The organism is Planotetraspora thailandica, from assembly GCF_016863335.1.
Classification (GTDB): Bacteria; Actinomycetota; Actinomycetes; order Streptosporangiales; family Streptosporangiaceae; genus Planotetraspora; species Planotetraspora thailandica.
In genome coordinates this window covers 1-25,586 of sequence record NZ_BOOR01000011.1, presented here as the reverse complement: position 1 = coordinate 25,586, position 25,586 = coordinate 1, and the positions used below count along the sequence as shown (strand labels likewise).

22 protein-coding genes are annotated in these 25,586 nt (G+C 69.3%); 8 read left to right on the top strand and 14 right to left on the bottom strand.

Annotated elements, in window-relative coordinates; genetic code table 11:
- Window positions 1-75: 75 nt before the first annotated feature.
- Window positions 76-1,134: a histidinol-phosphate transaminase gene (hisC, locus tag Pth03_RS10805; protein ID WP_203944050.1), complete on the top strand. Its 1,059-nt coding sequence runs from the start codon at window positions 76-78 to the stop codon at window positions 1,132-1,134.
- On the opposite strand, the gene Pth03_RS10800 is transcribed toward hisC, so the two are convergent.
- From Pth03_RS10800 to purD, 5 genes are all read right to left on the bottom strand, one after another.
- Complete coding sequence (locus Pth03_RS10800) at window positions 1,124-2,056, bottom strand: EamA family transporter (RefSeq protein ID WP_203944049.1); 933 nt, start codon at window positions 2,054-2,056, stop codon at window positions 1,124-1,126. The genes hisC and Pth03_RS10800 overlap by 11 nt on opposite strands.
- A 60-nt stretch (window positions 2,057-2,116) precedes the next feature.
- Complete coding sequence (locus tag Pth03_RS10795) at window positions 2,117-3,346, bottom strand: transcriptional regulator (RefSeq protein ID WP_203944070.1); 1,230 nt, start codon at window positions 3,344-3,346, stop codon at window positions 2,117-2,119.
- Window positions 3,347-3,622: 276 nt separating this feature from the next.
- Window positions 3,623-4,900 (bottom strand): UDP-N-acetylglucosamine 1-carboxyvinyltransferase, encoded by a 1,278-nt coding sequence (gene murA, locus Pth03_RS10790; RefSeq protein ID WP_203944048.1) that lies wholly within the window; start codon window positions 4,898-4,900, stop codon window positions 3,623-3,625.
- A gap of 129 nt (window positions 4,901-5,029) precedes the next feature.
- Window positions 5,030-5,902, bottom strand: a complete 873-nt coding sequence (locus tag Pth03_RS10785; RefSeq protein ID WP_203944047.1) for a phosphoribosylaminoimidazolesuccinocarboxamide synthase — start codon at window positions 5,900-5,902, stop codon at window positions 5,030-5,032.
- 74 nt (window positions 5,903-5,976) lie between these two features.
- Window positions 5,977-7,209: a phosphoribosylamine--glycine ligase gene (gene purD, locus Pth03_RS10780; protein ID WP_203944046.1), complete on the bottom strand. Its 1,233-nt coding sequence runs from the start codon at window positions 7,207-7,209 to the stop codon at window positions 5,977-5,979.
- A 747-nt stretch (window positions 7,210-7,956) separates the two neighbouring features.
- Between purD and corA the strand changes: the two genes are divergently transcribed.
- Window positions 7,957-9,009, top strand: coding sequence for a magnesium/cobalt transporter CorA (gene corA / locus Pth03_RS10775; RefSeq protein ID WP_239118924.1), 1,053 nt, complete (start codon window positions 7,957-7,959; stop codon window positions 9,007-9,009).
- Window positions 9,010-9,017: 8 nt separating this feature from the next.
- Here corA and Pth03_RS10770 read toward each other — a convergent pair whose 3' ends face one another.
- Window positions 9,018-9,629 carry a TetR/AcrR family transcriptional regulator gene (locus Pth03_RS10770; protein ID WP_203944044.1) on the bottom strand — a complete coding sequence of 204 codons (612 nt, stop codon included), beginning with the start codon at window positions 9,627-9,629 and terminating at the stop codon, window positions 9,018-9,020.
- A gap of 104 nt (window positions 9,630-9,733) precedes the next feature.
- Here Pth03_RS10770 and Pth03_RS10765 point away from each other — a divergent pair, with 104 nt between their 5' ends.
- Both Pth03_RS10765 and Pth03_RS10760 read left to right on the top strand, forming a co-directional pair.
- Window positions 9,734-10,933 carry a cytochrome P450 gene (locus tag Pth03_RS10765; RefSeq protein WP_203944043.1) on the top strand — a complete coding sequence of 400 codons (1,200 nt, stop codon included), beginning with the start codon at window positions 9,734-9,736 and terminating at the stop codon, window positions 10,931-10,933.
- A 26-nt stretch (window positions 10,934-10,959) separates the two neighbouring features.
- The gene (locus Pth03_RS10760; protein WP_203944042.1) at window positions 10,960-11,154 is read left to right on the top strand and encodes a ferredoxin; all 195 of its coding nucleotides are present in this window, start codon (window positions 10,960-10,962) and stop codon (window positions 11,152-11,154) included.
- A 41-nt stretch (window positions 11,155-11,195) separates the two neighbouring features.
- On the opposite strand, the gene Pth03_RS10755 is transcribed toward Pth03_RS10760, so the two are convergent.
- The 4 genes from Pth03_RS10755 to fbaA all read right to left on the bottom strand — a co-directional run bounded on the left by Pth03_RS10755 (window position 11,196) and on the right by fbaA (window position 15,253).
- Entirely contained in the window at window positions 11,196-12,122 is a 927-nt protein-coding gene (locus Pth03_RS10755; RefSeq protein WP_203944041.1) for a glycerophosphodiester phosphodiesterase family protein, read from the bottom strand.
- Window positions 12,123-12,224: 102 nt separating this feature from the next.
- A complete protein-coding gene (locus tag Pth03_RS10750; RefSeq protein ID WP_203944040.1) occupies window positions 12,225-13,508 on the bottom strand; it encodes an adenylosuccinate synthase in 1,284 nt (427 codons plus the stop codon).
- 204 nt (window positions 13,509-13,712) lie between these two features.
- Window positions 13,713-14,129, bottom strand: a complete 417-nt coding sequence (locus Pth03_RS10745) for a DUF3151 domain-containing protein (protein ID WP_203944039.1) — start codon at window positions 14,127-14,129, stop codon at window positions 13,713-13,715.
- A gap of 101 nt (window positions 14,130-14,230) precedes the next feature.
- Window positions 14,231-15,253 carry a class II fructose-bisphosphate aldolase gene (gene fbaA, locus Pth03_RS10740; protein ID WP_203944038.1) on the bottom strand — a complete coding sequence of 341 codons (1,023 nt, stop codon included), beginning with the start codon at window positions 15,251-15,253 and terminating at the stop codon, window positions 14,231-14,233.
- Between the two features lie 158 nt (window positions 15,254-15,411).
- Here fbaA and Pth03_RS10735 point away from each other — a divergent pair, with 158 nt between their 5' ends.
- Window positions 15,412-16,092, top strand: coding sequence for a DedA family protein (locus tag Pth03_RS10735; RefSeq protein WP_239118923.1), 681 nt, complete (start codon window positions 15,412-15,414; stop codon window positions 16,090-16,092).
- An 86-nt stretch (window positions 16,093-16,178) separates the two neighbouring features.
- On the top strand, window positions 16,179-16,622 hold the full coding sequence (locus tag Pth03_RS10730) for a hypothetical protein (protein WP_203944037.1): 444 nt from the start codon (window positions 16,179-16,181) through the stop codon (window positions 16,620-16,622).
- Here the strand turns inward: Pth03_RS10730 and pyrE are convergent.
- Window positions 16,600-17,136, bottom strand: coding sequence for an orotate phosphoribosyltransferase (pyrE, locus tag Pth03_RS10725; protein WP_203944036.1), 537 nt, complete (start codon window positions 17,134-17,136; stop codon window positions 16,600-16,602). The two genes, Pth03_RS10730 and pyrE, sit on opposite strands and share 23 nt — an antisense overlap.
- A 165-nt stretch (window positions 17,137-17,301) precedes the next feature.
- Between pyrE and Pth03_RS10720 the strand changes: the two genes are divergently transcribed.
- Both Pth03_RS10720 and Pth03_RS10715 read left to right on the top strand, forming a co-directional pair.
- Complete coding sequence (locus Pth03_RS10720; RefSeq protein ID WP_203944035.1) at window positions 17,302-19,653, top strand: sigma-70 family RNA polymerase sigma factor; 2,352 nt, start codon at window positions 17,302-17,304, stop codon at window positions 19,651-19,653.
- Between the two features lie 180 nt (window positions 19,654-19,833).
- Window positions 19,834-21,219, top strand: coding sequence for an NYN domain-containing protein (locus tag Pth03_RS10715; protein WP_203944034.1), 1,386 nt, complete (start codon window positions 19,834-19,836; stop codon window positions 21,217-21,219).
- Between the two features lie 200 nt (window positions 21,220-21,419).
- Here the strand turns inward: Pth03_RS10715 and Pth03_RS10710 are convergent, their stop codons facing one another.
- The 3 genes from Pth03_RS10710 to Pth03_RS10700 all read right to left on the bottom strand — a co-directional run.
- Complete coding sequence (locus tag Pth03_RS10710) at window positions 21,420-22,160, bottom strand: SAM-dependent methyltransferase (RefSeq protein WP_203944033.1); 741 nt, start codon at window positions 22,158-22,160, stop codon at window positions 21,420-21,422.
- Window positions 22,161-22,232: 72 nt separating this feature from the next.
- On the bottom strand, window positions 22,233-22,862 hold the full coding sequence (locus tag Pth03_RS10705; RefSeq protein WP_203944032.1) for a response regulator: 630 nt from the start codon (window positions 22,860-22,862) through the stop codon (window positions 22,233-22,235).
- Between the two features lie 3 nt (window positions 22,863-22,865).
- Window positions 22,866-25,586, bottom strand: a 2,721-nt coding sequence (locus Pth03_RS10700; RefSeq protein WP_203944031.1) for a hybrid sensor histidine kinase/response regulator, incomplete at its 5' end; no start/stop codon positions are given.

The window sequence follows — 25,586 nt, the reverse complement described above, 5'->3', positions numbered from 1 at the left end:
TTCCCCCGAACTTCTGCATGATCACCCCAACAAGGGGGATGTGAGCTTGTCCGGTCTATCTCCTAAGGTAATGACATGCCGCGTTTCCGCATGATCCTCGACACCATGCCGGCCTACAAGCCGGGCAAATCGGTGGTCTCCCCCGAGGGCCGGTCGTACAAGCTCTCGTCCAACGAGAGCCCCTACGACCCGCTGCCTTCGGTCGTCGAGGCGATCGCCAGGGCGGCGGCCGGGGTCAACCGCTATCCCGATCCCGCGTCTGTGAGGCTCACCGAGGCGCTCGCCGCCCGGCACGGCGTGCCGGTGGAGCACGTCGCCCTCGGCGGAGGTTCGGTGGCCGTCGCACAGCAGCTCCTGGAAGCCGTCGGCGAGCCGGGCACGGACGTCGTGTACGCGTGGCGCTCGTTCGAGGCCTACCCGACGCTCGCCGCGCTGTCGGGGGCGACGTCGATCCGGGTGCCGCTCAAAGACGAGACGCACGACCTCGACGCGATGGCCGAGGCGGTCACGGCGAACACGCGCCTGATCTTCGTGTGCAACCCGAACAACCCGACCGGGACGGTCAACCGTACGGCCGAGCTGCGTCGTTTCCTCGACCGCGTGCCGGAGAACGTCCTGGTGGTGCTCGACGAGGCCTACCGCGAATACGTCAGGGACGCCGACGTACCCGACGGCCTCACCTTCTACCGTGACCGGCCCAACGTCGCCGTCATGCGGACGTTCTCCAAGGCGTACGGCCTGGCCGGGCTGCGGGTGGGCTACCTGATCGGGCACACGCCGGTGTCGTCGGCGGTCAGGAAGACGCTGCTGCCGTTCGCGGTGAACCATCTGGCCCAGGCGGCCGCACTGGCGTCGCTCGAGGCGGAGGAAGAGCTGCTCGACCGCGTCGAGACGGTCGTCAAGGAGCGCACCCGGGTCGCCGAGGGACTGATCGCGCAGGGCTGGACGGTGCCGCCCACCGAGGCCAACTTCGTGTGGCTGCGGCTCGGCGAGCGCACCATGGAGTTCGCCGACCACTGCGCTCTGTGGGGCGTGGCCGTACGCCCGTTCGCCGGTGAGGGCGCCCGCGTTTCGATCGGCGACCCCGAGGCCAACGACGCCTTCCTCGAAGCCGCCGAGGCGTTCAGGAGCTGACGCGGCGCAGGGCGGCGCCTTCGGGCTCGGCCACGCGCTTGCGGCGCTCAGTGGACACCACGAGGGCGACTCCGGCGACGATCAGCACGCCGGCCACCAGCATGCCCCGGGTCACCTGCTCGTCCAGGACGAGCACGCCGAGGCCCACGGCCACCACGGGATTGACGTACGCGTAGGTCGAAACGAGCGAGATGGGCGCATTGCCGAGCAGCCACACGTACGACGTGAACGCGAGGAGAGAGCCGAAGGCGACCAGGTAGGCCAAGGCCAGCAGCGAGCTCCCGGTGATCTCGTCGATGTGCAGGCGCTCGCCGGAGGCGCCGCCCAGCAGCAGGAGCCCGAGCCCTCCGGCGATCATCTCGACGGTGCTCGCCACGAACGGGTCCTTCGGCATGGGAATCCGCGGCGACAGGAACGACCCCACCGACCACGCCACCGAGCCCAGCAGGATCACGACGATCCCGACGGCCTTCGCCGACGTCCCGCCTCCCAGCGACAGCCCGGCCACCCCGGCGAAGCCCACGAGCACGCCGGCCATCGTGAGCACATGCGGCCGGTCGCGGAAGGCCGCCCTGAGCAGGATCAGCCAGAGCGGCACCGACGCGACGAGCAGCGCCGCCAGTCCGCTGGAGATGTACTGCTCGGCCAGGGCCACCATGCCGTTGCCCAGAGTCAGCAGAAGCAGCCCGACCAGCGCGGCGCCGCCCAGCTCCCGCCGGCTGATCCTGTACGGCTGCCGCCCCTTGCGCACGAGCACCGCGGTGCCCAGCACCGCGGAGGCCACGACGAACCGGATCCCCCCGCTGAGCAGCGGGGGGATGCTCTCGGTGGCGATCTTGATCGCGAGGTATGTCGAACCCCAGACGATGTAGACCGCGGCGAGCGCCAGCCAGATCCGGATGTCACGACCGTTTGTGCTCATGGCGCATGACAATAGCCCGCGAATCCGGACCGATCGGCCCCGGGGGGAGGCCGTTCCGCGTCAGCGGCTCAGCTTCTCCACGATCAGCCGGTAGAGCTGCCGGGGCCGGCCGGGCTGGGGCGTACGGTTCGGCGGAAGCGGCCACGCGAGTCCCTCGTCAACCAGCGTGCGCAGCAACCTCCGAGCCGTGCGGGGAGTGACGCCGAGCATGCGGCCGGCCCCCTCCGCGTCCACGACGGTGTCCCCGCCCTCGAGCTTGGCGGCCAGGCGGGAGAGCACCTCGATGCCCCGGGGTTTGGCCGGCCCTCCCGACTGGGGAGGCATCCGGGGCGGCGGCACCAGGGCCCTGCCCTCGCGGTCCACCGCGAACCCCTGCGCCTGCTTCCCGCCCTGGCTGCGCGTCAGCGCGCCGCGCGCGTGCGTCTCGGCGTCATGGGTCGTACGGCCCATGCCCACGCCCACCTCGACCGCCAGCCCGAGCTCTTCCCGGATCCGCGACGCGAACGGCAGCACGCGGAAACCGTCGGTCGCGGCGGCGATCGACCCCTTGGTGGCCACCACCAGGTAGCTGTGGTCGTCGATCGGCCACACGCTCGCGTTGATCCGGTTGGCCTCCTGGACGAGCAGGCGGTGCAGGGACAGCCGCAGCTCGTCGCGCCAATACCGCGGGGAGGCCCGCCGTACGGGCTCGCGCAGCGTCGGCACCTCGACCAGGATGACGGTGAGCTGCGACTCCTCCAGGCGGTGCCGGGCGCCGAGCAGCCCCGCCGTGTGCAGCGCCGACCGGATCGCGGCCGAGGTCGGTTTGATGGTGATGGCCGGCATCCCGGCGGCGGTAAGCCGGTCGGCCACCCCTTGGACGCAGGTCAGCACTCCCGTCGTGACGCCCTGACGGAGCAGGCGTTCGTGGAAGGCCGTGATGGTGCCCGTCGCCCCGGGCTCGTCACGGCTGTGCACGTCGCCCGACGGGAGGTTGAGATCCGAATACGCCTCGTCGATCTCCGAGCGACCGAGCACGTCGATGCTCACCCGCCGCGGATCGATGCGGTCGTCCAGCGTGGCGCGCGCGATCGCCGACACCAGCGCGGCGCCGCCGAGCTGAACGTGCGTCGCCGGTACGGTCAGCACCCCCGCCCGCCGGGCGAGTTCGAACGGCACCGGGCTGGCGAAGAGGCACGCGTCCACGCCGGGGCCGAGCCGGGTCACTTTGTCGGCTGCTTCCTGCTCGTCTCGGTATGCGGCCGCGACCAGCCGGCATGGCACCGGAGCCGCCGCGTGCCCCATGAGCATCACCCGCTCGACGAGGTCGTGTGACCCCACCACGCCGATGGTGAGGTCCGGCGTCCCCGCGCTCAGCCGCGACCCGCGCGGAGTCTCTTCCGTGCGCTCGACCAATGTTCGTCCCATCCCACATGCCCTCGTTGTTGTGGCTTCTCTTTGGAACGATCGCTTGCTACGGCCGTAATGTCACGCCCGGATTTTCCGGAATACCATTCGAGTAGGGCTCGGCGCTTCACGACAATGTAATGTTTGCGCAGGTCGCGGCCGATAAATGGGTTTCCGGACTCAGGCCTCGCTCAATGGGGAAATTTCCCGTTCCACATCTGCGCCGAGGGCCTGCATACGCTGCGCGAGAGCGGCATGGCCGCGGTCGATAAGATATCCGGAGTCGATCGTCGTCTCTCCCTCGGCGGCCAGTCCGGCCAGAACGAGCGCAATTCCGGAGCGAAGATCGTGCGCCGTGACCTCGGTTCCGTGCAGCGGCGTGGGTCCGTGAACGACCGCACGGCTGCCGTCGACCTCGATTCGGGCGCCCATTTTGTTAAGTTCTCCCGCGAGCGCGAAACGTCCGTCGAAGATTCGCTCGTGGATGTAGCTGGAGCCGTCCGCGAGACAGGCCACCGTCATCAGCGGTGACTGCAGGTCGGTCGCGAAGCCGGGGTAGGTGTCGGTGATCACGTTGATCGGCCGCAGCTCCCTGTCCCGCCGCACGTGGAGGACCGCCCCGTCGGTCTCGAACTCCACGCCCATCTGCTCCAGCTTCCAGCGCACGACGCCGAGGTGCTCCAGCGATGCGCCGACGAGGTTGACCTCGCCGCCCGTGATCGCCGCGGCCATGGCGAAGACGCCGGCGTCGAGCCGGTCCGGCATGACGGTGTGTTCGACGGCGGTCAGCTCGTCGACGCCCTCGACCGTGATGAAGCCGGTGCCGCCGCCGGTGATCCGGGCGCCCATGCGGGACAACATCCCGATCACGTCGAGCACCTCGGGCTCGAGTGCGGCGTTCTCGATGACGGTCGTTCCCTTGGCGAGGGAAGCCGCCATGATGAGGTTCTCCGTACCCGTGTGGGACGGGGTGTCGAGGTACAGCGGGGCGCCGACGAGGCCGGCCGCCTTGATGTGGATGACGCTCTCGCCCTCGTCCACCACTGCGCCGAGGCGCTTGTAGCCGAGGTAGTGGAAGTCGAGGTTGCGGCTGCCGAGGTTGCAGCCGCCGATGCCCTCGATGACGGCTTCGCCGAGACGGTGCAGGAGCGCGGGGACGAACAGGACCGACCCGCGGAAACGCCGCGCGATGTGGGCGGGCAGTACCGGGCTGGTGAGCCGGGAGGCGTCGATCACCAGGGTCCGCTCGGTCTCGTGGAACTCCACCTTGGCGCCGACGGCCTGGGCGAGTTCGACGGCTCTGCGCACGTCCTCGATCACGGGGACGTTGCGGAGCACGGTGCGGCCCTCGGAGGCGAGCAGCGCCGCACCGATCATGGGCAGTACGGCGTTCTTCGCACCCTGAATGAAGGCGGTTCCACGCAGTACGTTGCCACCGCGCACGCGGTAACGAACCATGGATGAGACTCCTCGGTCGGGGGAAGGTGGGGGACCCGCGGTCGGCGGCGGCCACGTCGGCCCAGAGTAGCCCCTAACCCGGGCGTTTCGCGGGGGAACTACTCCCGGAAAGGCCCGGTTGGCTGTGAATCACTGATGCCGATGTGACGGGAGTGACACGCTGCGGAACGCGGATCCGGTCAGGCGTTCGAACGCCTCAATGTACCGCTGTCGCGTGCGTTCGACGATCTTGTCGGAGAGCGGCGGGGGTGCCTCGCCCGAGTTGCGATCCCAGCCCGACTCGGACGTGAGCCAGTCTCTGACGAACTGCTTGTCGAACGACGGCTGCGTTCGGCCCGGCTCCCACAGGTCGCGCGGCCAGAACCGGGACGAGTCCGGCGTCAGCACCTCGTCGCCCAGGGTCAGGACGCCGTCGGCGTCCCATCCGAGCTCGATCTTGGTGTCGGCCAGGATGATGCCGCGTTCGAGGGCGATCTCGGCCCCTCGGGTGTAGACGTCGAGCGTGATCCGCCTGAGCTGCTCGGCGACCTCCGCACCCGACTTCTCGACGACCTGGTCGAACGTCATCGGCTCGTCGTGCTCGCCGATCGGGGCCTTCGTCGACGGGGTGAAGATCGGCTCGGGGAGCCGCGACCCGTCCTCCAGGCCGGGCGGGAGCTTCACGCCCGAGACGGCGCCGTCGCTGCGGTACTCGGCGAGCCCGCCGCCCGTCAGGTAACCGCGGGCGACGCACTCGACCGGCACCATGTCGAGCCTGCGGCACAGGATGCCACGGCCCGCGAACTCGGCGGGAACGTCCGCCGAGACGACGTGGTTGGGCACGACGTCCTTGAGCTGGTCGAACCACCACAACGACAGCCGCGTCAGTATCTCGCCCTTGTCGGGGATGCCGGGCTCGAGCACATAGTCGTAGGCCGACATCCGGTCGGAGGCCACCATCAGCAGCAGCCCGTCGTCGGTCTCGTACAGGTCGCGGACCTTGCCGGAGTGGAGGTGTTTCACCGTGCCGAGTTTATTCACGCCCGCGACGGCCCCGGCCGTACGGGTCAGCCGTTCCGGCCCGGTCGTCGGTGCTGTCAGCCAGGCAGGACCGCGATGTCGGACCGGTGGTGCGAGCCGCGCAGCGAGATCTTCTGGAGCGCCGCGTAGGCCGCCGCACGCGCCGCCGCGACGTCCTCCCCCGTGCCGACCACGTTGAGCACGCGGCCGCCGTTCGACACCAGGTGCTCGCCGTCGCGCGCCGTGCCCGCGTGCAAGACGTACGCCTCGTCGGTGCCGGCGGGAATCCCCTCGATCGGGTCGCCCTTGACGGGGTCGCCGGGGTAGTTCTCGGCCGCGATCACCACGGTGACCGCCGCGCCGCCGCGCCAGCGCAGCGGCTCGTGGGCCGCCAGCGCACCCGTCGCGCAGGCGAACAGCAGACCCGCCAGCGGCGTCTCCAGGCGGTCGAGCACGACCTGCGTCTCCGGATCGCCGAACCGGGCGTTGAACTCGATGACCCGCGGGCCCGTCTTCGTGAGGGCCAGCCCGGCGTAGAGCACCCCCGCGTACGGCATGCCGCGCCGGGCGAGCTCCGCGACCGTCGGCCGGACGATCTCGGCCATGACCTGCTCGGTGAGGTCGGCCGGAGCCCAGGGGAGAGGCGTGTAGGCGCCCATGCCGCCCGTGTTCGGGCCCTGGTCGCCGTCGTAGGCGCGCTTGAAGTCCTGCGCCGGCTGCAGCGCCACGGCCGTCTCGCCGTCGCACAGGGCGAACAGCGACACCTCCGGGCCGTCGAGGAACTCCTCGACGACGACCCGCTCACACGCCCGGGCGTGCGCCAGCGCCGCGTCCCTGTCGCTCGTGACGACGACGCCCTTCCCGGCGGCCAGGCCGTCGTCCTTCACGACGTACGGAGGGCCGAACGCGTCGAGCGCGGCGGCGAACTCGTCTTCGGTCTCGCAGGTGAACGCCCGGGCGGTGGGGACTCCCGCCGCCAGCATGACGTCCTTGGCGAACGCCTTGGAGCCCTCGATCGCGGCGGGTTCCTTCGACGGCCCGAAGCAGGCGATGCCGGCCTCCCTGACGGCGTCGGCGACGCCGACGACCAGAGGAGCCTCCGGTCCGACGACCACAAGGTCGACGCCCAGCCGTACGGCCAGAGCCGAGACGGCCGCGCCGTCCGTGGGCGTCACGGGGTGGAGGGTCGCCACTTCCGCGATGCCGGCGTTGCCGGGAGCACAGTGGAGCTCAGAGACGGCGGGGTCGCGTCGCAGGGCACGGCAAATGGCGTGCTCACGACCCCCGGATCCGATGACAAGAACGCGCACGCGTCCCATTGTCCCGTGCCTCGTCCCCGCACGCCCCCTCCCCTCACCCCAAGGACCTCAACCTTGGGCGTGATCATGCAGAAGTTCGTGGGCAGGGCCCTGACCTCCCCCAACTCTGGAGGTGATCATGCAGAAGTTCGTAGAACATGACCGTGGCCTGCGGAAACAGAAGTCGTGATCATGCAGAAGTTCGATGACATGCCGTCTGACCTGGGTGGTTCAGGTTCGTGATCATGCACTTCTGCTTAAGTGCATGATCACGAATGACGTAAGCGCAGGTCGGCCCATGGATTCTCGAACTTCTGCATGATCACGAAACGAGTTTCCCCAGCTCGTACGGCAGGCTTGCGAACTTCTGCATGATCACCCCCAGGGGTGGGGCAGCTCGTCTGGTATCTCCTCGAACTTCTGCATGATCACGCGGATGGGTGGGGTACTCTCAAAAGGCCGGGCAACTCCGTTTGTGGTAGCTTAGGTAGGCTTCGTCCCCTCTCGTGGTGATTGGAGGTGGTTCGGGATGAATTCTGGTGATCCCGTTAGTACGTGCTCGCGCACGTGCGACGTGCGCACTCCCGACCACTTCACAACTGAGCCCGAGGGGCAGCTCACGCCTTGATAAAGGGGTGACATTACGTCGCGCGGAGAGCGTGCTGACTCGGGCGGGAAGGGACCGCCATGCGCTCTTCAGCGATTTTCCCCCGCATCACCCGAAACGGCCGTGTTGTCCCAACTCGTATCGACACGTCCGTGATCACTAAGCCTGACGCGTTGACGACCTCCTGCGTACCCCCGAGCAAGTCCCTCGTCGAGTTCGGCGCGTACATCAGCGGCAAGAAGGTCGAGGCTCCCGGCATCGCCGAGGCCATCTCCCTCGTCCGCGAGCACAACACCGGCAGCCCCGTGTCCGACGCGTACGTCTGGGTCGGCCTGCACGAGCCCGCCGCCCCCGAGGTCGAGTGGCTCGCCGAGACCTTCGGCCTGCACCCCCTTGCGGTCGAAGACGCGATCAAGGCCCACCAGCGCCCGAAGGTGGAGCGCTACGGAGACTCCCTGTTCGTCGTGCTCAAGACCGTGGCCTTCCTCGACCATGAGGCCCTGACCGCGACCAGCGAGATCATCGGCACCGGCGAGATCATGATCTTCGTTGGCCCCGACTTCGTCGTGACCGTACGGCACGGCAGGCACGGCGCGCTCTCCGACGTCAGGGAGAAGCTCGAGGACAAGCCCAAGCTGCTGGGCCGGGGTCCCACGGGCGTGCTCCACGCGATCGCCGACCACGTCGTCGACAAATACCTCCAGGTCGCTGACCTCATGCAGGCTGAGCTGGAAGAGGTCGAGGCCGCCGTCTTCGCCGAGGTGAGCTCGCGCGACATCAACCGCATCTACCAGCTCAAGCGCGAGATGCTCGAGCTCAAGCGGGCCGTCGCCCCCTTGCAGACCCCGTTCAACGCGCTGCCCCAGCGCCGCATGATCCCGTCGGAGATGCGGGAGTACTTCCGCGACGTCGGCGACCACCTGTCCCGGGTGTGCGAGCAGGTGCAGGCGTCGAACGAGCTGTCCGACTCCATCCTCCAGGCGGCGCTCGCCCGCTCGAACGCCCTGGCCAACGAGGACATGCGCAAGATCTCGTCCTGGGTCGCGATCATCTCGGTGCCGACGATGATCGCCGGCATTTACGGGATGAACTTCGATCACATGCCCGAGCTGAGGGCCGTCTACGGCTATCCCGTGGTCATCGGCGTCATGGTCGTCGCGTGCACGCTGCTGCACCGCGCGTTCCGCCGCAACGGCTGGCTCTGACCGGAGAGTCAGCCGATCGAGCCGAGGCCGCGGATCGCGATCTCCATGGCGCGCCTGCCCGCGGCCCACACCTGCTCGGGGGTCTCGCCCCTGTCGGTGCAGATCATCGTGGCGAGGTGGGCGGCGCCCATGACGGAGCCGATCGCGGCGGCGGCCTCGATCGGGTCGAGTTCGTCCGCGTAGGCCAGGTGCAGGGCCTCGGCCAGCCTCCGCTGCGTCTCATACAGCAGGTGCAGGCCGCGCGCACGGAGAGCGGGCACCGTCATCATCAGATGGCGGCGGGCGGGGGTCAGCTCGACCGTCAGGTCGGCATCGGAGACGGTGTCGAGGCTGTGGCTGGTGACCCGCAGCAGCAGGTCGACGACGCTCTCCCCGGCTCTGCGTTCGGCGATCATCTTGAGCGCGGCGTCGACCCTCGCCTGGCCGTCGAAGAAGACGACGTCCTCCTTGCCGGCGAAGTAGCTGAAGAACGTCCTGGTCGAGACGTCCGCGGCCGCGGCGATCTCGGCGATCGTCGACTCCTCGTATCCCTTCTCCTGGAACAGGCGAAGGGCGGCCTCGATCAGCGCTCGCCTGGTGCGGAGCTTCTTGCGCTCGCGTAAGCCCAGCACATCGCTCATAGCTCGAACTTTACGACATTCAAATCATTTTTTCATCCATTGCAAATTTGCACCGAATGATGTTATGTGTGGAAGGAGCCTGACAAGCAGACAAGGAGCGAGTCATGACAGAGGCGACACCGGGCCTGATGACGTACACGACTGCTCGTGAGCGCCCCTTCGACCCGCCCGACGAGCTGACCCGGGCCCGCGAGGAGCTGCCCATCCACCGGATGATCTACGCGGACGGTCATGAGGGCTGGCTGATCACCGGGTGGGCTCTGGCCCGTGCCGTGCTCGCCCACCCCTCGTTCAGCACCCGTCCGGAGCTCCTCCACCCGCCGATCCAGCAGCGGCTGATCAATCTTCAGGAGATCCGGAAGCAGCCCGGATTCTTCCTCCGCATGGACCCGCCGGAACACACCAGGTTCCGGCGGCTGCTGACGGGCCAGTTCACCGTGCGCCGGATGAAGCAGCTCGAACCCCGGATCGCGCAGATCACCGAGGACCGGCTGGACGCCATGGAGCGTGAGGGCGGCCCGCTCGATCTCGTGCAGTCCTTCGCCCTGCCCATCCCCTCGCTCGTGATCTGCGAACTGCTCGGTGTGCCGTACGACGACAGGGAGAGGTTCCACGCCGACTCCGCCGTGATGCTGAACCTCCAGTCGACGCCCGAGCAGATCCGGGCCGCGATCGACGACCTCCTCGACTACCTGCGTGCCCTCATCAAGCGCAAGCGCGCCGAACCGACCGACGATCTGCTCGGCGGCCTGGTCGAAGGCGGCGAGCTAGACGACGAGGAGCTGGCCGGGGTAGGGCTGCTGCTGCTCGTCGCCGGCCATGAGACGACCGCCAACATGCTGGGCCTCGGCACGTTCGCGCTGCTGACGAACCCCCGGCAGCTCGCGGCTGTGCGCGACGACCCGGCGGTGGTGGAGAACGCGGTCGAGGAGCTGCTGCGCTACCTGACCATCATCCACATCGGGCCGATGCGGACCGCGCTGGAAGACGTCGACCTGGACGGCCACCTGATCAGGGCGGGCGAGGTGGTGACCATCGCGGCCGCCGTGGCCAACCGCGACCCGGAGAAGTTCGGCGACTCCGAGACCCTCGACGTCACCCGATCCGCGCACGGTCATCTCACGTTCGGCCACGGTGTGCACCAGTGCCTGGGCCAGCAGCTCGCCAGGACCGAGATGCGCATCGCCTACCCGGCGCTCCTGCGGCGCTTCCCCGGTCTGCGCCTGGCCGTACCACCGCAGGACGTCCCGATGCGCTCGGACATGTCCATCTACGGGGTGCACCGGCTGCCGGTCACCTGGTGAGCGCACTGTCGGGGGGAGGAAACACAATGAAGATCAAGGCTGACACCGGGGTCTGTGTGGGCGCGGGCATGTGCGCGCTCACCGCCCCCGAGGTCTTCGACCAGAGTGAGGAGGACGGCACCGTCGTGCTGCTCCAGCCCGAGCCGCCCGCGTCGCGCGAGGCCGCGGCGCGCCGGGCGGTCCAGCTCTGCCCGTCCGGAGCGCTGTCCCTCGAGGAGTGACCCGCCTCTCCCGTACGGCCTGGCCGTACGGGAGACCGAGGTCAGGCGTCGACGTGCCGGAGCGGCCGAACCGGTTCTGGCAGGGGGAGACCGCGGTCCTTCCACAGGCGGCGCATGCGGTCGGGATAGTCGGTGACGATCGCCGAGGCGCCCATGTCGATCAGCCGGGACGCCTCCTCCGGGTCGTTGACCGTCCACACGGCGACGGGCATGCCGCGCAGGGACGCGCTCGCCATGAGTGCCTCGTCGACCAGTTCGCGGTCAGGGGAGAGCGTCGTGGCACCGACGGCCGCCGCGGCGGCGGGGATGTCGCCGTCGAAGTCGGCCAGGTCGAGCCCGGACATCCACTCCGGCTTCATGCTGACCCGCTCGATCAACGCGAACCGCCGGTCGACCAGATGCTCGGCGGCCTGCAGGACATGCCAGTCGAAGCTGAGGATCGACGCCCGGGCGAGCTTGTCGTGCTTGTCGAGCTCCTTGACCACCAGCTCGGTGAACGCGACGGGGTCGCCGGACAGGTCGGGGCGGGTGGGGTTCGACTTCAGCTCGACGTTGAGCCGGACACGGTCCGCGCCGAGAGCGCCGATCAGGCCGAGCACGGCGCCGAGCGTGGGCATCCGGGTGTCGGGGAGCGGCACCTGCGTGAGCGCGAAGGGGTCGTCCGGGCGTTGCGGGAGCCGTACGCCGACGTCCAGCTTGCGCAACTGCGCGAGCGTAAGCGAGTTGATCGGCTTGCCCACGTAGGGGAACATCTCGTCGTCCGGCGTGGCCATTCCGGTGTCCGCGCTGGTCACCGGGGAGACGAGCAGGTCGTGGGTGAGCACGAGCTGCCCGTCGGCAGACATGGCCACGTCGAACTCCAGGGCGTCGACCCCGAGCTCCAGGGCGAATGCGAGACCGGGAAGCGTGTTCTCCGGCCTCAGGCCGCGCGCCCCCCGGTGACCGTGTAGCTCAACGTATCCGTGCACAACGGCGTACCTTACTGTCTCGGCCGCTCATCCCCGGGCATCTCCCGGTCACCGGCGTGCATGCCCGCAAATCATCCCGTACGGCACATGCCGCCCCGGAAATCACAGGAGAGACCGGATCTGCAGGGTCTGCGTACGGCCGGGGCCGACGCCGATGGCGGAGATCGGGGCGCCGCTCATCTTTTCCAGGGCCTTGACGTACGACTGCGCGTTGGGCGGCAGGTCGTCGAAGGTCTTGGCGCTGGAGATGTCCTCCTGCCAGCCGGGCAGTTCCTCGTAGATCGGCGTGGCGTGGTGGAACTCGGTCTGCGTCATCGGGATCTCCTCGTGCCGAGTCCCGTCCACGTCGTAGGCGACGCACACCGGGATGCGCTCGAGGCCGGACAGCACGTCGAGCTTGGTCAGGAAGAAGTCGGTGACCCCGTTGATCCGGGTGGCGTACCGCGCGATGACCGCGTCGAACCAGCCGCAGCGGCGGTTGCGACCGGTGGTCACGCCGTACTCGCCTCCGGTCTGGCGCAGCCACTCGCCCTGCTCGTCGAGCAGTTCGGTGGGGAACGGGCCGGATCCCACGCGGGTCGTGTACGCCTTGAGGATGCCGATGACCCGGGTGAGGCGGTTCGGCGGGATGCCCGACCCGGCGCACGCGCCGCCCGAGGTCGGGGAGCTCGACGTCACGAACGGGTAGGTGCCGTGGTCGATGTCGAGCAGCGTGCCCTGGCCGCCTTCGAGGAGCACGACCTTGCCCTCGTCCAGCGCCTTGCTCAGCACCAGCGAGGTGTCGGTGATGTGCGGGCGCAGCCGCTCGGCGTAACCGAGGTACTCGTCGAGGACCTTGGCCGCCTCGAGGCCGCGGCGGTTGTAGATCTTGGTGAGGATCTGGTTCTTCTCCGCAAGCGCCGCCTCGATCTTCTGGCCGAGGATGCCGGGGTCGAGGAGGTCCTGCACGCGGATGCCGACGCGGTAGATCTTGTCGCCGTAGGCGGGACCGATGCCCCGGCCCGTCGTACCGATCTTGGCCTTGCCCAGGAACCGCTCGCTGACCTTGTCGATCGCCTTGTGGTGGGGCATGATCAGGTGCGCGTTGGCCGAGATCAGCAGGCGGTCGCTGTCGATCCCCCGCGCCGCCAGCCCGTCGATCTCGCTCAGCAGCACGCCGGGGTCGATGACGACGCCGTTGCCGATCACCGGCACGACGTCAGGGGATAGCACCCCCGTGGGCAGCAGATGCAGCGCGTACTTCTGGTCCCCGATCACCACGGTGTGGCCCGCGTTGTTGCCACCCTGGTAGCGGACCACGTAGTCGACGTCTCCGCCGAGCAGGTCGGTGGCCTTTCCTTTGCCCTCATCGCCCCATTGGGCACCCACGAGAACGACAGCCGGCATGGTCTTACTCCCGCGCACAAAACGAAAACCCCTGGCGCAAGCGCGACAGGGGCCTCTTGCAAACTGAGACTACCTGAGCATTCGGCCCAGTGGGATCTCCCGGTCCCGGGAGAGTCCCAGCGGCGATTACCACGAGTCCCATGAGATCGCCTCCTGCGCCCGCGTCACCGGTACGGCCCGGCCGTACCGGTGACGGCCGTCAGGTCAGCGCGACAGCTCCTCGACGGCGGCAGGGCTGCTGTCGCGGAGGAACTGGAAGCACCGCTCGGCCTCGTCCTTCTCGCCGATCGCCTGAGCGGCCCTGGCCAGCGCGTTCAGGCAACGCAGGAACCCCTGGTTGGGCTCGTGCTCCCAGGGGATGGGGCCGTGCCCCTTCCATCCGGCGCGGCGCAACTGGTCCAGGCCCCGGTGATATCCGGTCCTGGCGAACGCGTACGACGTGACGGCGTGCCCGGCCGCGAAGTAGTCGTCGGCCAGCGCGGCCCAGGCGGCGGAATAGGCGGGGAAGCGCGCGGCCACGTCGGCCGCCATGGCGCCTGCCAGGAGCATGTCTCGCGCCTCGGCATTGTCCGGCAGCAGGGTCGGCGGCGGACCGGCGAGGAGGTTTTCGTGCGTTTCCATGAGCACAGTCTTACCTGTAGGAGACGCAAACCGTAACGATCGGGGACAGGGAAACGGGAGATCGGTACGCAGCCGATCTCCCGTTTCCCTCCGATCTGGGCTTACTTGAGCTTCGTGCCCGCCGACTTGAGCTGACGGCAGGCCTCGGTGACGCGCGCGGCCATGCCGGTCTCGGCAGCCTTGCCGTACGAGCGGGGGTCGTAGGCCTTCTTGTTGCCGACCTCGCCGTCGACCTTGAGAACGCCGTCGTAGTTCCTCAACATGTGGTCGGCGATGGGCCGGGTGAAGGCGTACTGGGTGTCGGTGTCGATGTTCATCTTCACGACGCCGTAGGAGATGGCCTCCTGGATCTCCTCGGTCGACGAGCCCGAGCCGCCGTGGAAGACCAGGGAGAAGGGCTTGTCCTTGCCGTACTTCGCGCCGACGGCGTCCTGGATCTCCTTGAGCACGCTCGGGCGCAGCTTGACGTGGCCCGGCTTGTAGACGCCGTGGACGTTGCCGAAGGTCGCGGCCACGATGTAGCGGCCGCGCTCACCCAGGCCGAGCGCCTCGGCGAGGGCGAGCCCGTCCTCGGGCGTGCTGTACAGCTTCTCGTTGATCTCTCCGACGACGCCGTCCTCCTCGCCGCCGACGACGCCGATCTCGACCTCGAGGATCACGTGCGCGTCCCGGGTCTTGTCGATCAGCTCGGAGGCGATCTGGATGTTCTCCTCCAGCGGTACGGCCGAGCCGTCCCACATGTGGGACTGGTAGAGCGGCTCCTCGCCGCGGGCGACCCGCTCGCGGGAGATGTCGAGCAGCGGCCGCACGAACGAGTCCAGCTTGTCCTTGGGGCAGTGGTCGGTGTGCAGGCCCACCGTGACCGGATACTTGGCGGCGGCCACCTTGGCGAACTCCGCGAAGGCGACCGCCCCGGTCACCATGTCCTTCACCGTCGTGCCGGACAGGAACTCGGCGCCGCCGGTTGAAACCTGGATGATCCCGTCGCTCTCCGCCTCCGCGAAGCCGCGGAGCGCAGCATGCAGGGTCTGCGACGACGTCACGTTGATGGCCGGATAGGCGAAGCCGCCCGCTTTGGCGCGGTCGAACATCTCGGCGTAGACCTCTGGAGTGGCGATAGGCATCGAAGTCATCTCCTTCTGGACGGTTCCGGCGGTGGCCAGTATCCCCAAGGCCATGCCGGTCAGGGAAGCATCGAAGCGTCCGCCATTCGCCGCCCTCGCTCGGGAATGGGCCTCCAGCTTCTCAGCCCCATCTCATATGGGACGGGTAGGCTCACCCCGTGGACGTGCTCTTGGACCTTCTTGACCCGAAGTGGTGGCTGGGCATGCTCGGCCCCGTAGCCACAATCGGCGTTATCGCCATCATATTTGCCGAAACAGGACTGCTCGTCGGATTCTTCCTGCCGGGCGACTCCCTCCTCGTCGCTGCGGGGATCTTCAGCACCGCCGCCGCGGCCCAGGGGCTGGGGATCGCTCCCCTCTCGCTGCCCACGCTGCTTGTTTTCGCGCCCCTCGCCGCGATAGCGGGTGCACAGTTCGGGCATTTTCTCGGGGGCAGATTCGGGCGGAAGCTCTTCGAGAAGCCTGATTCGCGGCTGTTCAAGAAGGAACACGTCGAGAAGGCCGAGTTTTACTTCGAGAAATTCGGCCCCGCCAGGGCCGTCGTGGCCGCACGTTTCATGCCGATCGTCCGTACGTTCATGAACCCGGTCGCCGGCGTCCTCGAGATGGACGCGCGCCGGTTCTTCGTCTGGAACGCCCTGGGCGGCGTCGTCTGGGTGGAGGCGCTGCTGCTGCTCGGCTACTTCCTGGGCGCCAAGGTCGAGAACATCGACAAGTACATCCTCCCGGGCGTCTTCGTGATCATCCTCCTGTCGATCATCCCCATCGTCCGCGAGGTCATCAAGAGCCGCAGGACGGTCGTCCCCGAGCCCAAGGGCCGCCACCACGCCGGGCGCTGAGCCGCAGGTCGGCGCGGATGCGCCGTCCATATCAACGCCCCGTCATGGCCCCTTCCCGGAGGCCGCGCACCGGTTAGTCTCCAAGTGTGGGACGCCACAGGTCTGACCCGCTGGGCATCGCCAGGCTCGCCTTAGCCGGCCTGGCGGTCATCGTGCTGCTCGCACTGATCGGCGTGGGTGCGAGGGCGCTGTTCTCCTCCTTGGATTCGAGCAGCGCCCCCGTCCCTGACACGCCGAGCGCTCCCGCGAGCCCCTCATCGGAGCCGGCCACTCCGCCTGAGAAGGTGCCCACCGTGCAACTGGTCTGCCAGGCCGACCTTTGCCCCGTGTTCGTCCGCGTGCCCGGGGGCGACGTCCTCATCGACAGGGACATGACCCGCGGAGAGCAGGCGTCCTACTCCAACCCCGAGCTCGACGTCGTGCTCGACGACGCCGGCACGGTGCGGGTGTACGAGAACGGAACCCCGCGCGAGCAGGGGGCCCAGGGCGAGCGCCAGGAATTCATGGTCAAGCGAGACCAAGGTCGCTGAGGCTGAAAGCCGAGCGGTACGGCAGGCCGCTGGCGGCCAGGTTCTCGTCGCCTCCCCTGTGCACGATCGTGGCGATGCCCACGACCTCGGCGCCCGCCTCGCGCAGCGCCTCGACGGCGGTCAGCACCGACGCGCCCGTCGTGGTCGTGTCCTCGACCGCGAGCACTCGCCTCCCGGCGACGTCCGGGCCCTCGATCCTCCGCTGCAGGCCGTGCGCCTTGCCTTCCTTTCGCACCACGAATGCGTCGAGCGTGCGCCCGCGCGCGGCGGCGGCGTGCAGCATCGCCGTGGCCACGGGGTCGGCACCCAGCGTGAGCCCGCCCACCGCCTCGTAACCGAGGTCCTCGGTCAGGTCGAGCATCACCCGTCCCACGAGCGGGGCCGCCACGCCGTCCAGGGTGATCCTGCGCAGGTCCACGTACCAGTCGGCCTCCCGTCCTGAGGACAGCACCACCCGGCCGTGCACGACGCCCTTGTTCTTGATCTCGTCCAGCAGCTTTTCGCGGTCACTCATGGTGCACAGCGTAGGGCCGCCGCCCTCGACGGTTCCGCCTGCCCCGGCCTGCCCCGCAGAACGTGAAACACGCAGGTCGAAGAGGTAAAGCCGTCTGCGCGGTTTAGCAATGACATCCGTTGCGGAATTAATGGCGGTGCAACTCAACGTAATCGTGAGGTCGCAATGAGTAGAAAAGACCGGCAAACGGACGTGGAACTGCTGGAAGCCGTCAGAGGAGGCAACGCCTCGGCGTACGGCATGCTCTACCAGCGCCACGCGGTCGCGGCCCGGTCGCTCGCCCGGCAGTTCCTCCAGGGCGACGAGGCGGTCGAGGACATCCTGGTCGAGACCTTCGCCGGCGTGCTCGACGTGGTCAGGGCGGGCGAGGGGCCGTTCTTCGCCTTCCGCCCCTACCTTCTGATGGCCGTGCGCCGCTATGTGGCCATCGGCGCCGTCGACCTGACCGACCCGGACGGGATATACGTCGACCCCGAGCTCACCGGCCTGGAGCGCGCGGTGCTCGCGCGGGCGTTCTTCTCGCTGCCCGAGCGGTGGCGCATGGTCCTGTGGCACATGGACGTCGAGAACGCCCGGCCGGCGGAGATCTCCCACCTGCTCGGGATGTCGGTCGGCGGCGTCGGGGCCCTGGCCGACCGGGCCCGCGACGGGCTGCGACAGGCCTACCTCCAGCTGCACCGGGAGGGCGGGCCCCGGGACGAATGCGGCCCGATCCTGGCGAAGATCCCTCAGCACGTCGAGGGCCGGCTGCCCAAGCGCGAAGGCCAGACGGTGGACGAGCACGTCGCCGAGTGCATCGACTGCCGGGCGGCCTTTCTCGAGCTGGCCGACCTCGCCCAGGGCCTGCGGGTCATCGTCGGCCAGTTGGTGGTGGGGCCGCACATCGACGGCTATCTCGCCGACCTCGCCAGGGAGCGTGAGGCGGCGGGCTCTCCGCCGCGCGGGGTCGCCGCCGCCATCCGACGGATGCCCGCGCCGCACCGGGCTCTCGTCGCGGGCGCCGCGGCGACGGCGGCCACGGTCGCGTTCATACTGATCGCCGAGCCGCTCTCCGACGGCGGGCCGGGCGGCTGGCCCGCGGCCAGGGGCCCCCGTTCGCCGGGTACGGCAGGCACCCCCTCGGGGCCCACCCCCTCTCCGAGCGCCCGATCCGCCACCCCGGAAAAGCCGGACCGCACACAGGACGTCGCGCCGCCGCAGCCGGGCGGGCCGTCGCACGCGGCGGCCCCCACCGGCAGGCACCAGTCCGGCAGGCACACGACCGGCGGTCACGCCGCGACGCCGGAGCACGCCTCGCTGGCCGCGACCATCGACCCGCTCGGCGCCCTGGTCCGTGCGAGGTCCGGCATCGTCGGCGTACGGCTCCGCAACACGGGCGAGGCGCTAACCCGAGACGTGAAGGCCGCCGTGACCCTTCCCTCCGGCGTCGCCCTCATGGCGGGCGGAGCCGCGAAAGGCAGGGGCACCGCGCCGTCGGTGGGCACGTTGGACGGCTGGGCCTGCCGTACGGCGCGGCAGGTCGTGACGTGCAGCCACGGCGCCCTGGCTCCCGGGGAGGCGACCACCGTCTTCCTCAGGGTTCTCGTCGCCGCCGACGCGCCCGTGGGCGGTGGTCTCGGGCTGCGGGTGACGTCGGGCGGGCAGGTCGTGTCCACGCACTCGACCCTGGGCGTGCGGTCCTCGGGGGCCACGGCCCGCTACGCCGCCGACGGGCGGGTCACCACCCGGGCCATCGGCAACACCCTGCTCAGCTCCTCGCCCGCGCCGGCCGGCTGCGAGACGAAGAGGATCCGCCCGGGAACCGGCCCCCGGATCGCCGTGCCCGTCGATCACGACGGCGACGCGTCGACCCGGAGCTCGAGCTGCGGGCTTCTCGAACTGCCGGCCGGGGGCCGGGTGCTCTGGGCGGGGCTGTACTGGTCGGCCACCGGCCGGAGTTCGGCGCCCGTCGGACTGGTCAGGGTGAAGGCTCCGGGATCGAGCCGGTATGTGACCGTGCGCGCCACCGAGGTCGCCGGCAGCGACCTGCCCATCAGGCACGGCTATCAGGCGTTCGCCGACGTCACGTCGCTGGTCCGCGGGGCGGGAAGCGGGCGGTGGTGGGTCGCCGACCCCTCGATGCGATGGGGCGCGTCGCAACACGCGGGATGGAGCCTGGTCGTGATGGCCACCGACGACAGCCGGCCGTACAGCCGGGCGGCCGTGCTGGACACCGCGGCCGTGGTCGGGGGGAAGGGCGGTCTGAGGGTGCCGCTCGCCGGGCTGGCTCCCGCCGCAACCCCCGCGAGGATCGATCTCGTGGTCTGGAACGGGGACGACGGCACCGACGGACTGGTGGCCCTGAGCGATCACGCCGCCAAGGCGGGTGCCGGGGGCCCGGCCAAGAGAGGGCTCGGCGGGGTGATCGTGGGGACCATGCACACCGTGCTCGGACGGCATGCCGTACTCAACCTCGCGACCAGGGACGAAAGCCTGCTTTTCGGGGTTGTGGCGGTCAGCGCTCGCTCATGGTCCTGACCGTTCGGAGGGGAGGCAAGAGTAGGACAAACTGGTACGGTCTCCGTGAACACTCCTTCCCCAGGGTGCGGGCCCACAAGATCCCCATCGTGTGAGCGCGGGCTGAATCGCAAGGATTCTCCCTCGGACGATCACCCGCTTCATTACCCTGGGAAAGCCACGGAGGAAGGGCGGTGTCGCGTGGATCGGTGTGCGCTGTTCGTTGACGCCGGCTACTTGCTGGCTGACGGCGCGATGGCCGTGCACGGGACCCGCCATCGCGAGGCCGTCTCCTGGGACTTCCCCGGGCTTCTGCAACTCCTGACCAGTCTGTCGCGTGAACGCACCGGTCTTCCGCTGCTGCGGTGCTACTGGTACGAGGCGACGGTCGAAGGCCGCAGGACCCCGGAACACGACGTGCTGGCCGACATTCCCGGTCTCAAGCTTCGCCTCGGACGCATCCGGCCGGGCCGGCGTGAAGGCGTCGACGCACAGGTGCACCGTGACCTGATGACGCTGGCGCGCAACAACGCCGTCTGCGACGCCGTCGTGGTGAGCGGCGACGAAGACCTCGCCCAAGTGGTCAGCGACGCGCAGGACCTCGGCATCCGGGTGACCGTGGTGCACATCTCCGCCGACGGAAGCTGGGCGGTCTCCCGCACGCTCCGCCAGGAGAGCGACGACTTCGTCGAGATCGGCTCCAGCGAGTTGCGGCAGTTCGTCACGCTGACCGCGGGCTCGGACCCCGGGCCCGCATCGGGCAACGGGCAGCATCACCAGCCTTCGTCCAACGGGCAGTCGCACGGCAACGGCGTGGTGCCTCTCGCCAACGGCTCACAGCCCGGCGGTTCGGTGGTGCCGCTGGTGAACGGCTCACCCGGCGCCGGCATCGTCCCGGCCAACGGTTCACAGCCCGGTGGGCGCTCGTCCTCGCACGCGCGTCCGCCGCAGGTCAACCCGCCCGCGCTTCCGGCGCAACCGTCCCTGCCGGCGTATTCGGGATACACCCCGGAGCCGCAGCCTGCGCCCCAGCCGGTGCCGCCGCCTCCTCCTCCGGCTCCCGCTCCTCCGCCGCCCGTGGTTCAGGCCCCTCCGCCCGCTCCCGCTCCGGCGCCGAACCCTTACACGCCCAACGTGGGGAACGCGGGCAACACGGGCGTCACCGGGAGCTACCCGGCGGGCACGGGCACCGCGGGTAGCTATCCGGGGAGTTCGCAGGACACGGGTGGTTATTCGTCCGGTGCGAACGCGTACTCGTCGACGACGGGGAGCTATTCGGCGCCGCTCGGGCCGTACACCGGGCCGCAGCCGGCCCCCGTGCCTGTGCAGAACTCGGGCACCACGACGCTGGCCGAGGCGGTGAAGGCCGCGCACAAGGAGGGCCACGACTTCGGCGACTCGGTCGCACGTGACGCTCCGGCGCTGTGGCTGGAGGCGGTGCTCGCCCGCAAGCCGCGCATGCCCTCCGACTTGGAGGCGCGCCTGCTGCAGGGCTCGTCACTGCCCATCGACTTCCTTCTTCACGACGAGGTCCGTCACGCCCTGCGCCGCGGCTTCTGGGACGCCCTCGAACGGGCGCGGCACTGAGCTGGACTGACGAGCGAGGGGTGAGGGGCGAGCCCTGAGTGAGGAGGGAAGCCGGTGCCTGTGGGCGCCCGTTCTGCCGAGCGGAGCGAGGCCGTGTGGGGTACGGGCGCGGCACTGAGCTGGACTGATGAGCGAGGGGTGAGGGACGAGCCCTGAGCGAGGAGGGAAGCCGGTCCTGTGGGCACTGAGCTGGACTTCGGTCAGGTGCGCAGGAGTAGGAGCGTGACGAAGCCGAGCACGCCGCGGTAGCCGTTCAGCCACATGTCACGGTGGTCGAGGGCGGCGGCCAGCGCCGTGTCCCCGTCGGGCCCGGGGTGGGCGGCGGCCCAGCGGATGAGGGAGCCGGTCCACGACCATTCGTACTCGTCCCATTCGCCGCGTTCGCTGGTGTGCCCGTGGACGACGCGGAAGCCGGGTTCTTCCATGCGGGCCACGGTTCCGGCGAGGTCGGCGTATTCGTCGGGGGTGGCGCCGAGCCTGGTGAGCAGGGCGGGCGACGGGTTCTGCTCCCAGAAGCCCTCCCCGATCAGGGCGAGACCGCCGGGCTTCACGAAGGAACGTACGGCCTCCAGGGTCGGGGCGAGACCGCCGAAGGCGTGCGTGGCCCCGACGCACAGCACCAGGTCGTACGGCTCGGCAGCCGTGAAGCCGGCCGCGGACGTCTCGTGGAGCCGGATGCGGCCGGCGAGCCCGCGCGCCTGCGCGTCCTTCGCGGCGGCGGCCAGCCCGCCGGGGGAGATGTCGACGCCGTCGGCGCTCGTTTCGGGGAAGAGTTCGAGCGCACGCAATGTCCAGGCGGCCTCTCCGCAGCCGAGGTCGAGGATGCGCGCGCCTGTTTTGAGTTTCGTCCGGGCGAGGAGGCGTTCGACGTGCGCGGGGCTGATGGGGGCGGCGATGGGGTGGTCGGCGTGTGCGAGGGCGCTGATGGTCTGGCGGTCCATCGGGCCACCTTCGCGGATGGCGCGCGTGCGTTCCACTGATTAAGGGCCCACTGATTAAGGGGGCGGGCCCGGTCAGGTGACGGCGTCGAACCCGGCGCGGAGGTGGGCGACGCGGTCGGCCAGGTCGGACAGCGGACCGTCCAGTGTGGGGTCGCCGGTCTTGCTGCTGAGGTCGCGCACGCGGGCGAGTTCCTCCTCGACGGCGGTGATGCGGCGGGCGAGTTCGGGCAGCACGGCCGCCTGGTCGCCCAAGCCGCCGGGCAGTTCGGCCGACAGGCGTTCGCGCAGCAGCGCCGACTGTTCGGCGAGCCGCCGGTTCATCTTGTACAGCTCGACGAACACGGCGACCTTGGCCCGCAGCACCCACGGGTCGAAGGGTTTGGTGAGGTAGTCGACCGCTCCGGCGGCGTACCCGCGGAAGGCGTAGTCCGGGGCGCTGTCGACCACGGTCAGGAAGATGATCGGGATGTTGCGGGTGCGCTCTCTCCGCTTGATGTGGGCGGCCGTCTCGAAGCCGTCCATGCCGGGCATGCGCACGTCGAGGAGGATGAGCGCGAACTCGGTGGAGAGTAGGGCTTTCAGCGCCTCCTCGCCTGATCGGGCCCGGACGGGAGCCAGGTCGAGCGAGCTGAGGATCGCCTCCAGCGCGATCAGGTTCTCCTCCCGGTCGTCCACCAGGAGGACCTTGGCACGGTCAGGCATCGATCACGGCCCTTCGTGGGAGTCGGGGAGTTCGGAGCCGAACACGGGCTCCGAGGATTCCGTGGTCACGACGCGGCCGCGGATGAGCCAGCCGCGCAGTCGTTCGAGCAGCCGGTCGACGTCGACGGGCTTGGGCACGTAGTCGGAGGCGCCGGAGGCGATGCTCTTCTCCCGGTCTCCGCGCATGACCTTGGCGGTCAGCGCGATGATCGGGAGATCGGCGAACTGCGGCATCTTCCTGATCGCCGACGTGGTGGCCCAGCCGTCCATCTCCGGCATCATGATGTCCATCAGGACGAGCGCGACGTCTTCGTTGCGTTCGAGCTGTTCGATGCCCTCGCGGCCGTTCTCGGCGTAGACGACGACGGAGCCGTGCCGTTCGAGCACGCTGGTCAGCGCGAAGACGTTACGGATGTCGTCGTCGACGATGAGGATCTTGGCCCCGGTGAGCGGATCGTCGCCCTGCCAGTTCTGGCCTTCGAGGAGCGGCTCCAGCTGCGGCATCGGCAGGTCGGTGGGCAGCGGGATCTCCGGCATGGTGTCCTCGTGGTCGAGGACGGCCACCCGTGGGTTGCGTTCCGGCGTTCCGGTCGTGGACGTGATCGCGCCGCCGTCGCGTGCCGCGAGCGGCCCCGAGTAGGCCATCGGCAGGTAGAGGACGAACGTGCTGCCGTGGCCGGGCGTGCTGTCCACGTGGATCTCGCCGCCGAGCAGACGGGCGATCTCGCGGCAGATCGACAACCCCAGGCCGGTGCCGCCGTACTTGCGGCTGGTCGTGCCGTCGGCCTGGCGGAAGGCCTCGAAGATGACCTCCAGCTTGTCCGGCGCGATGCCGATGCCGGTGTCCACGACCTTGAAGGCGAGGATGTTGTCGGAGAACTTCAGCGTCTCGTCGACGAAGGGCACGTCGGGTGAGGCGTGGGTGACCTGGAGCCGCACTTCCCCCTTCGGGGTGAACTTGACGGCGTTGGACAGCAGGTTGCGCAGCACCTGCTGCATGCGCTGCTCGTCGGTGCGCAGCTCGTTGGGCATGGTCGGGTCGATCTCGACGCTGAAGGCGAGTCCCTTGTCCTGCGCGAGCGGCGCGAAGGTCGCCTCCATGTAGTCCACGAGCCGTGACAGCGACAGCTGCTGCGGGTGGATGTCCATCCGGCCGGCCTCGACCTTGGACAGGTCGAGGATGTCGTTGATGAGCTGCAGCAGCGCCGATCCGGCGCCGTGGATCGTCCTGGCGAACTCGACCTGCTGCGGGGTCAGGTTGCCCTCGGTGTTCTCGGTCAGCAGCTTGGCCAGCACGAGCAGGCTGTTCAGCGGCGTGCGCAGCTCGTGGGACATGTTGGCGAGGAACTCGGACTTGTAGCGCGACGACACCGCCAGCTGCTCGGCCCGCTCCTCCAAGGTGCGGCGGGCCTGCTCGATCTGGAAGTTCTGGATCTCGATCGCGCGGTTCTGCTTGGCGAGCAGCGCCGCCTTGTCCTCCAGCTCGGCGTTGGACCTGCGCAGCTCCTCCTGCTGGCGCTGGAGCTCGTCCGAGCGCTCCTGCAGCTCGGTCGCCAGGCGCTGCGACTCCTTGAGCAGGTCCTCCGTACGGGAGTTGGCGATGATCGTGTTGATCGTGACGCCGATCGTCTCCACGAGCTGGGTCAGGAACGCGAGGTGGACCTCGCTGAACTGGTTGAACGAAGCCATCTCCAGGACGCCGAGCACCTGGTTCTCGAACAGGATCGGCACGACGACGATCTGCGCCGGGCCGGAGCTGCTCAGACCGGTCTCGATCGTGATGCCTTCAGCGGGGACGTTCTCCAGCATGATCTGCCGGGCCTCGAGCGCGGCCTGGCCGACGATTCCCTCGCCGAGCGCGAAACGCCTGCGCGGCCCCGACCCGGGCTGGATGCCGTACCCGGAGATGAGGCTCAGCTCGCCGTTGACGACCAGGTAGCAGGCGCCGTGGCTGGCCGTGACGAGTGGCGTCAGCTCGCTCATGATCAGCCGGGAGACCTCGATGAGGTCGCGGTGGCCCTGCATGAGGCGGGAGATCCTGGCGAGGTTGGACTTCAGCCAGTCCTGCTCCTCGTTGGCCTTCGTCGTGGCCCGGAGGTTGGACACCATCGTGTTGATGTTGTCCTTGAGGTCGGCGAGCTCGCCCTCGGCGTCGGCGGTGATCGACTGGGTGAGGTCGCCGCGGGCGACGGCGCTGGTCACGGCGGCGATGGCGCGCACCTGCGTGGTGAGGCGGCCGGCGAGTTCGTTGACGCTCTCGGTGAGGCCCTTCCAGATGCCCTCGACGCCCTCGACGCGTGCCTGGCCGCCCAGGCGGCCCTCCGAGCCGACCTCCTGCGCGACGCGGGTGACCTCGGAGGCGAAGGACGACAGCTGGTCGACCATCCTGTTGATGGTGGTCTTCAGGGCGAGGATCTCACCCTGGGCGTCCACGTCGATCTTGCGGGTCAGGTCGCCCTTGGCGACCGCCGTGGTGACGACGGCGATGTCACGCACCTGGTAGGTCAGGTTGTTCGCCATCGAGTTGACGTTCTCCGTGAGGTCCTTCCAGACCCCGGAGACGCCCTGCACGCGGGCCTGGCCGCCGAGGCGTCCTTCCGTGCCGACCTCGCGGGCGACACGGGTGACCTCGTCGGCGAAGGCGGACAGCTGGTCCACCATCGTGTTCATGGTGTCCTTGAGCTGCAGGATCTCGCCCTGGGCGACGACGGTGATCTTGCGCGT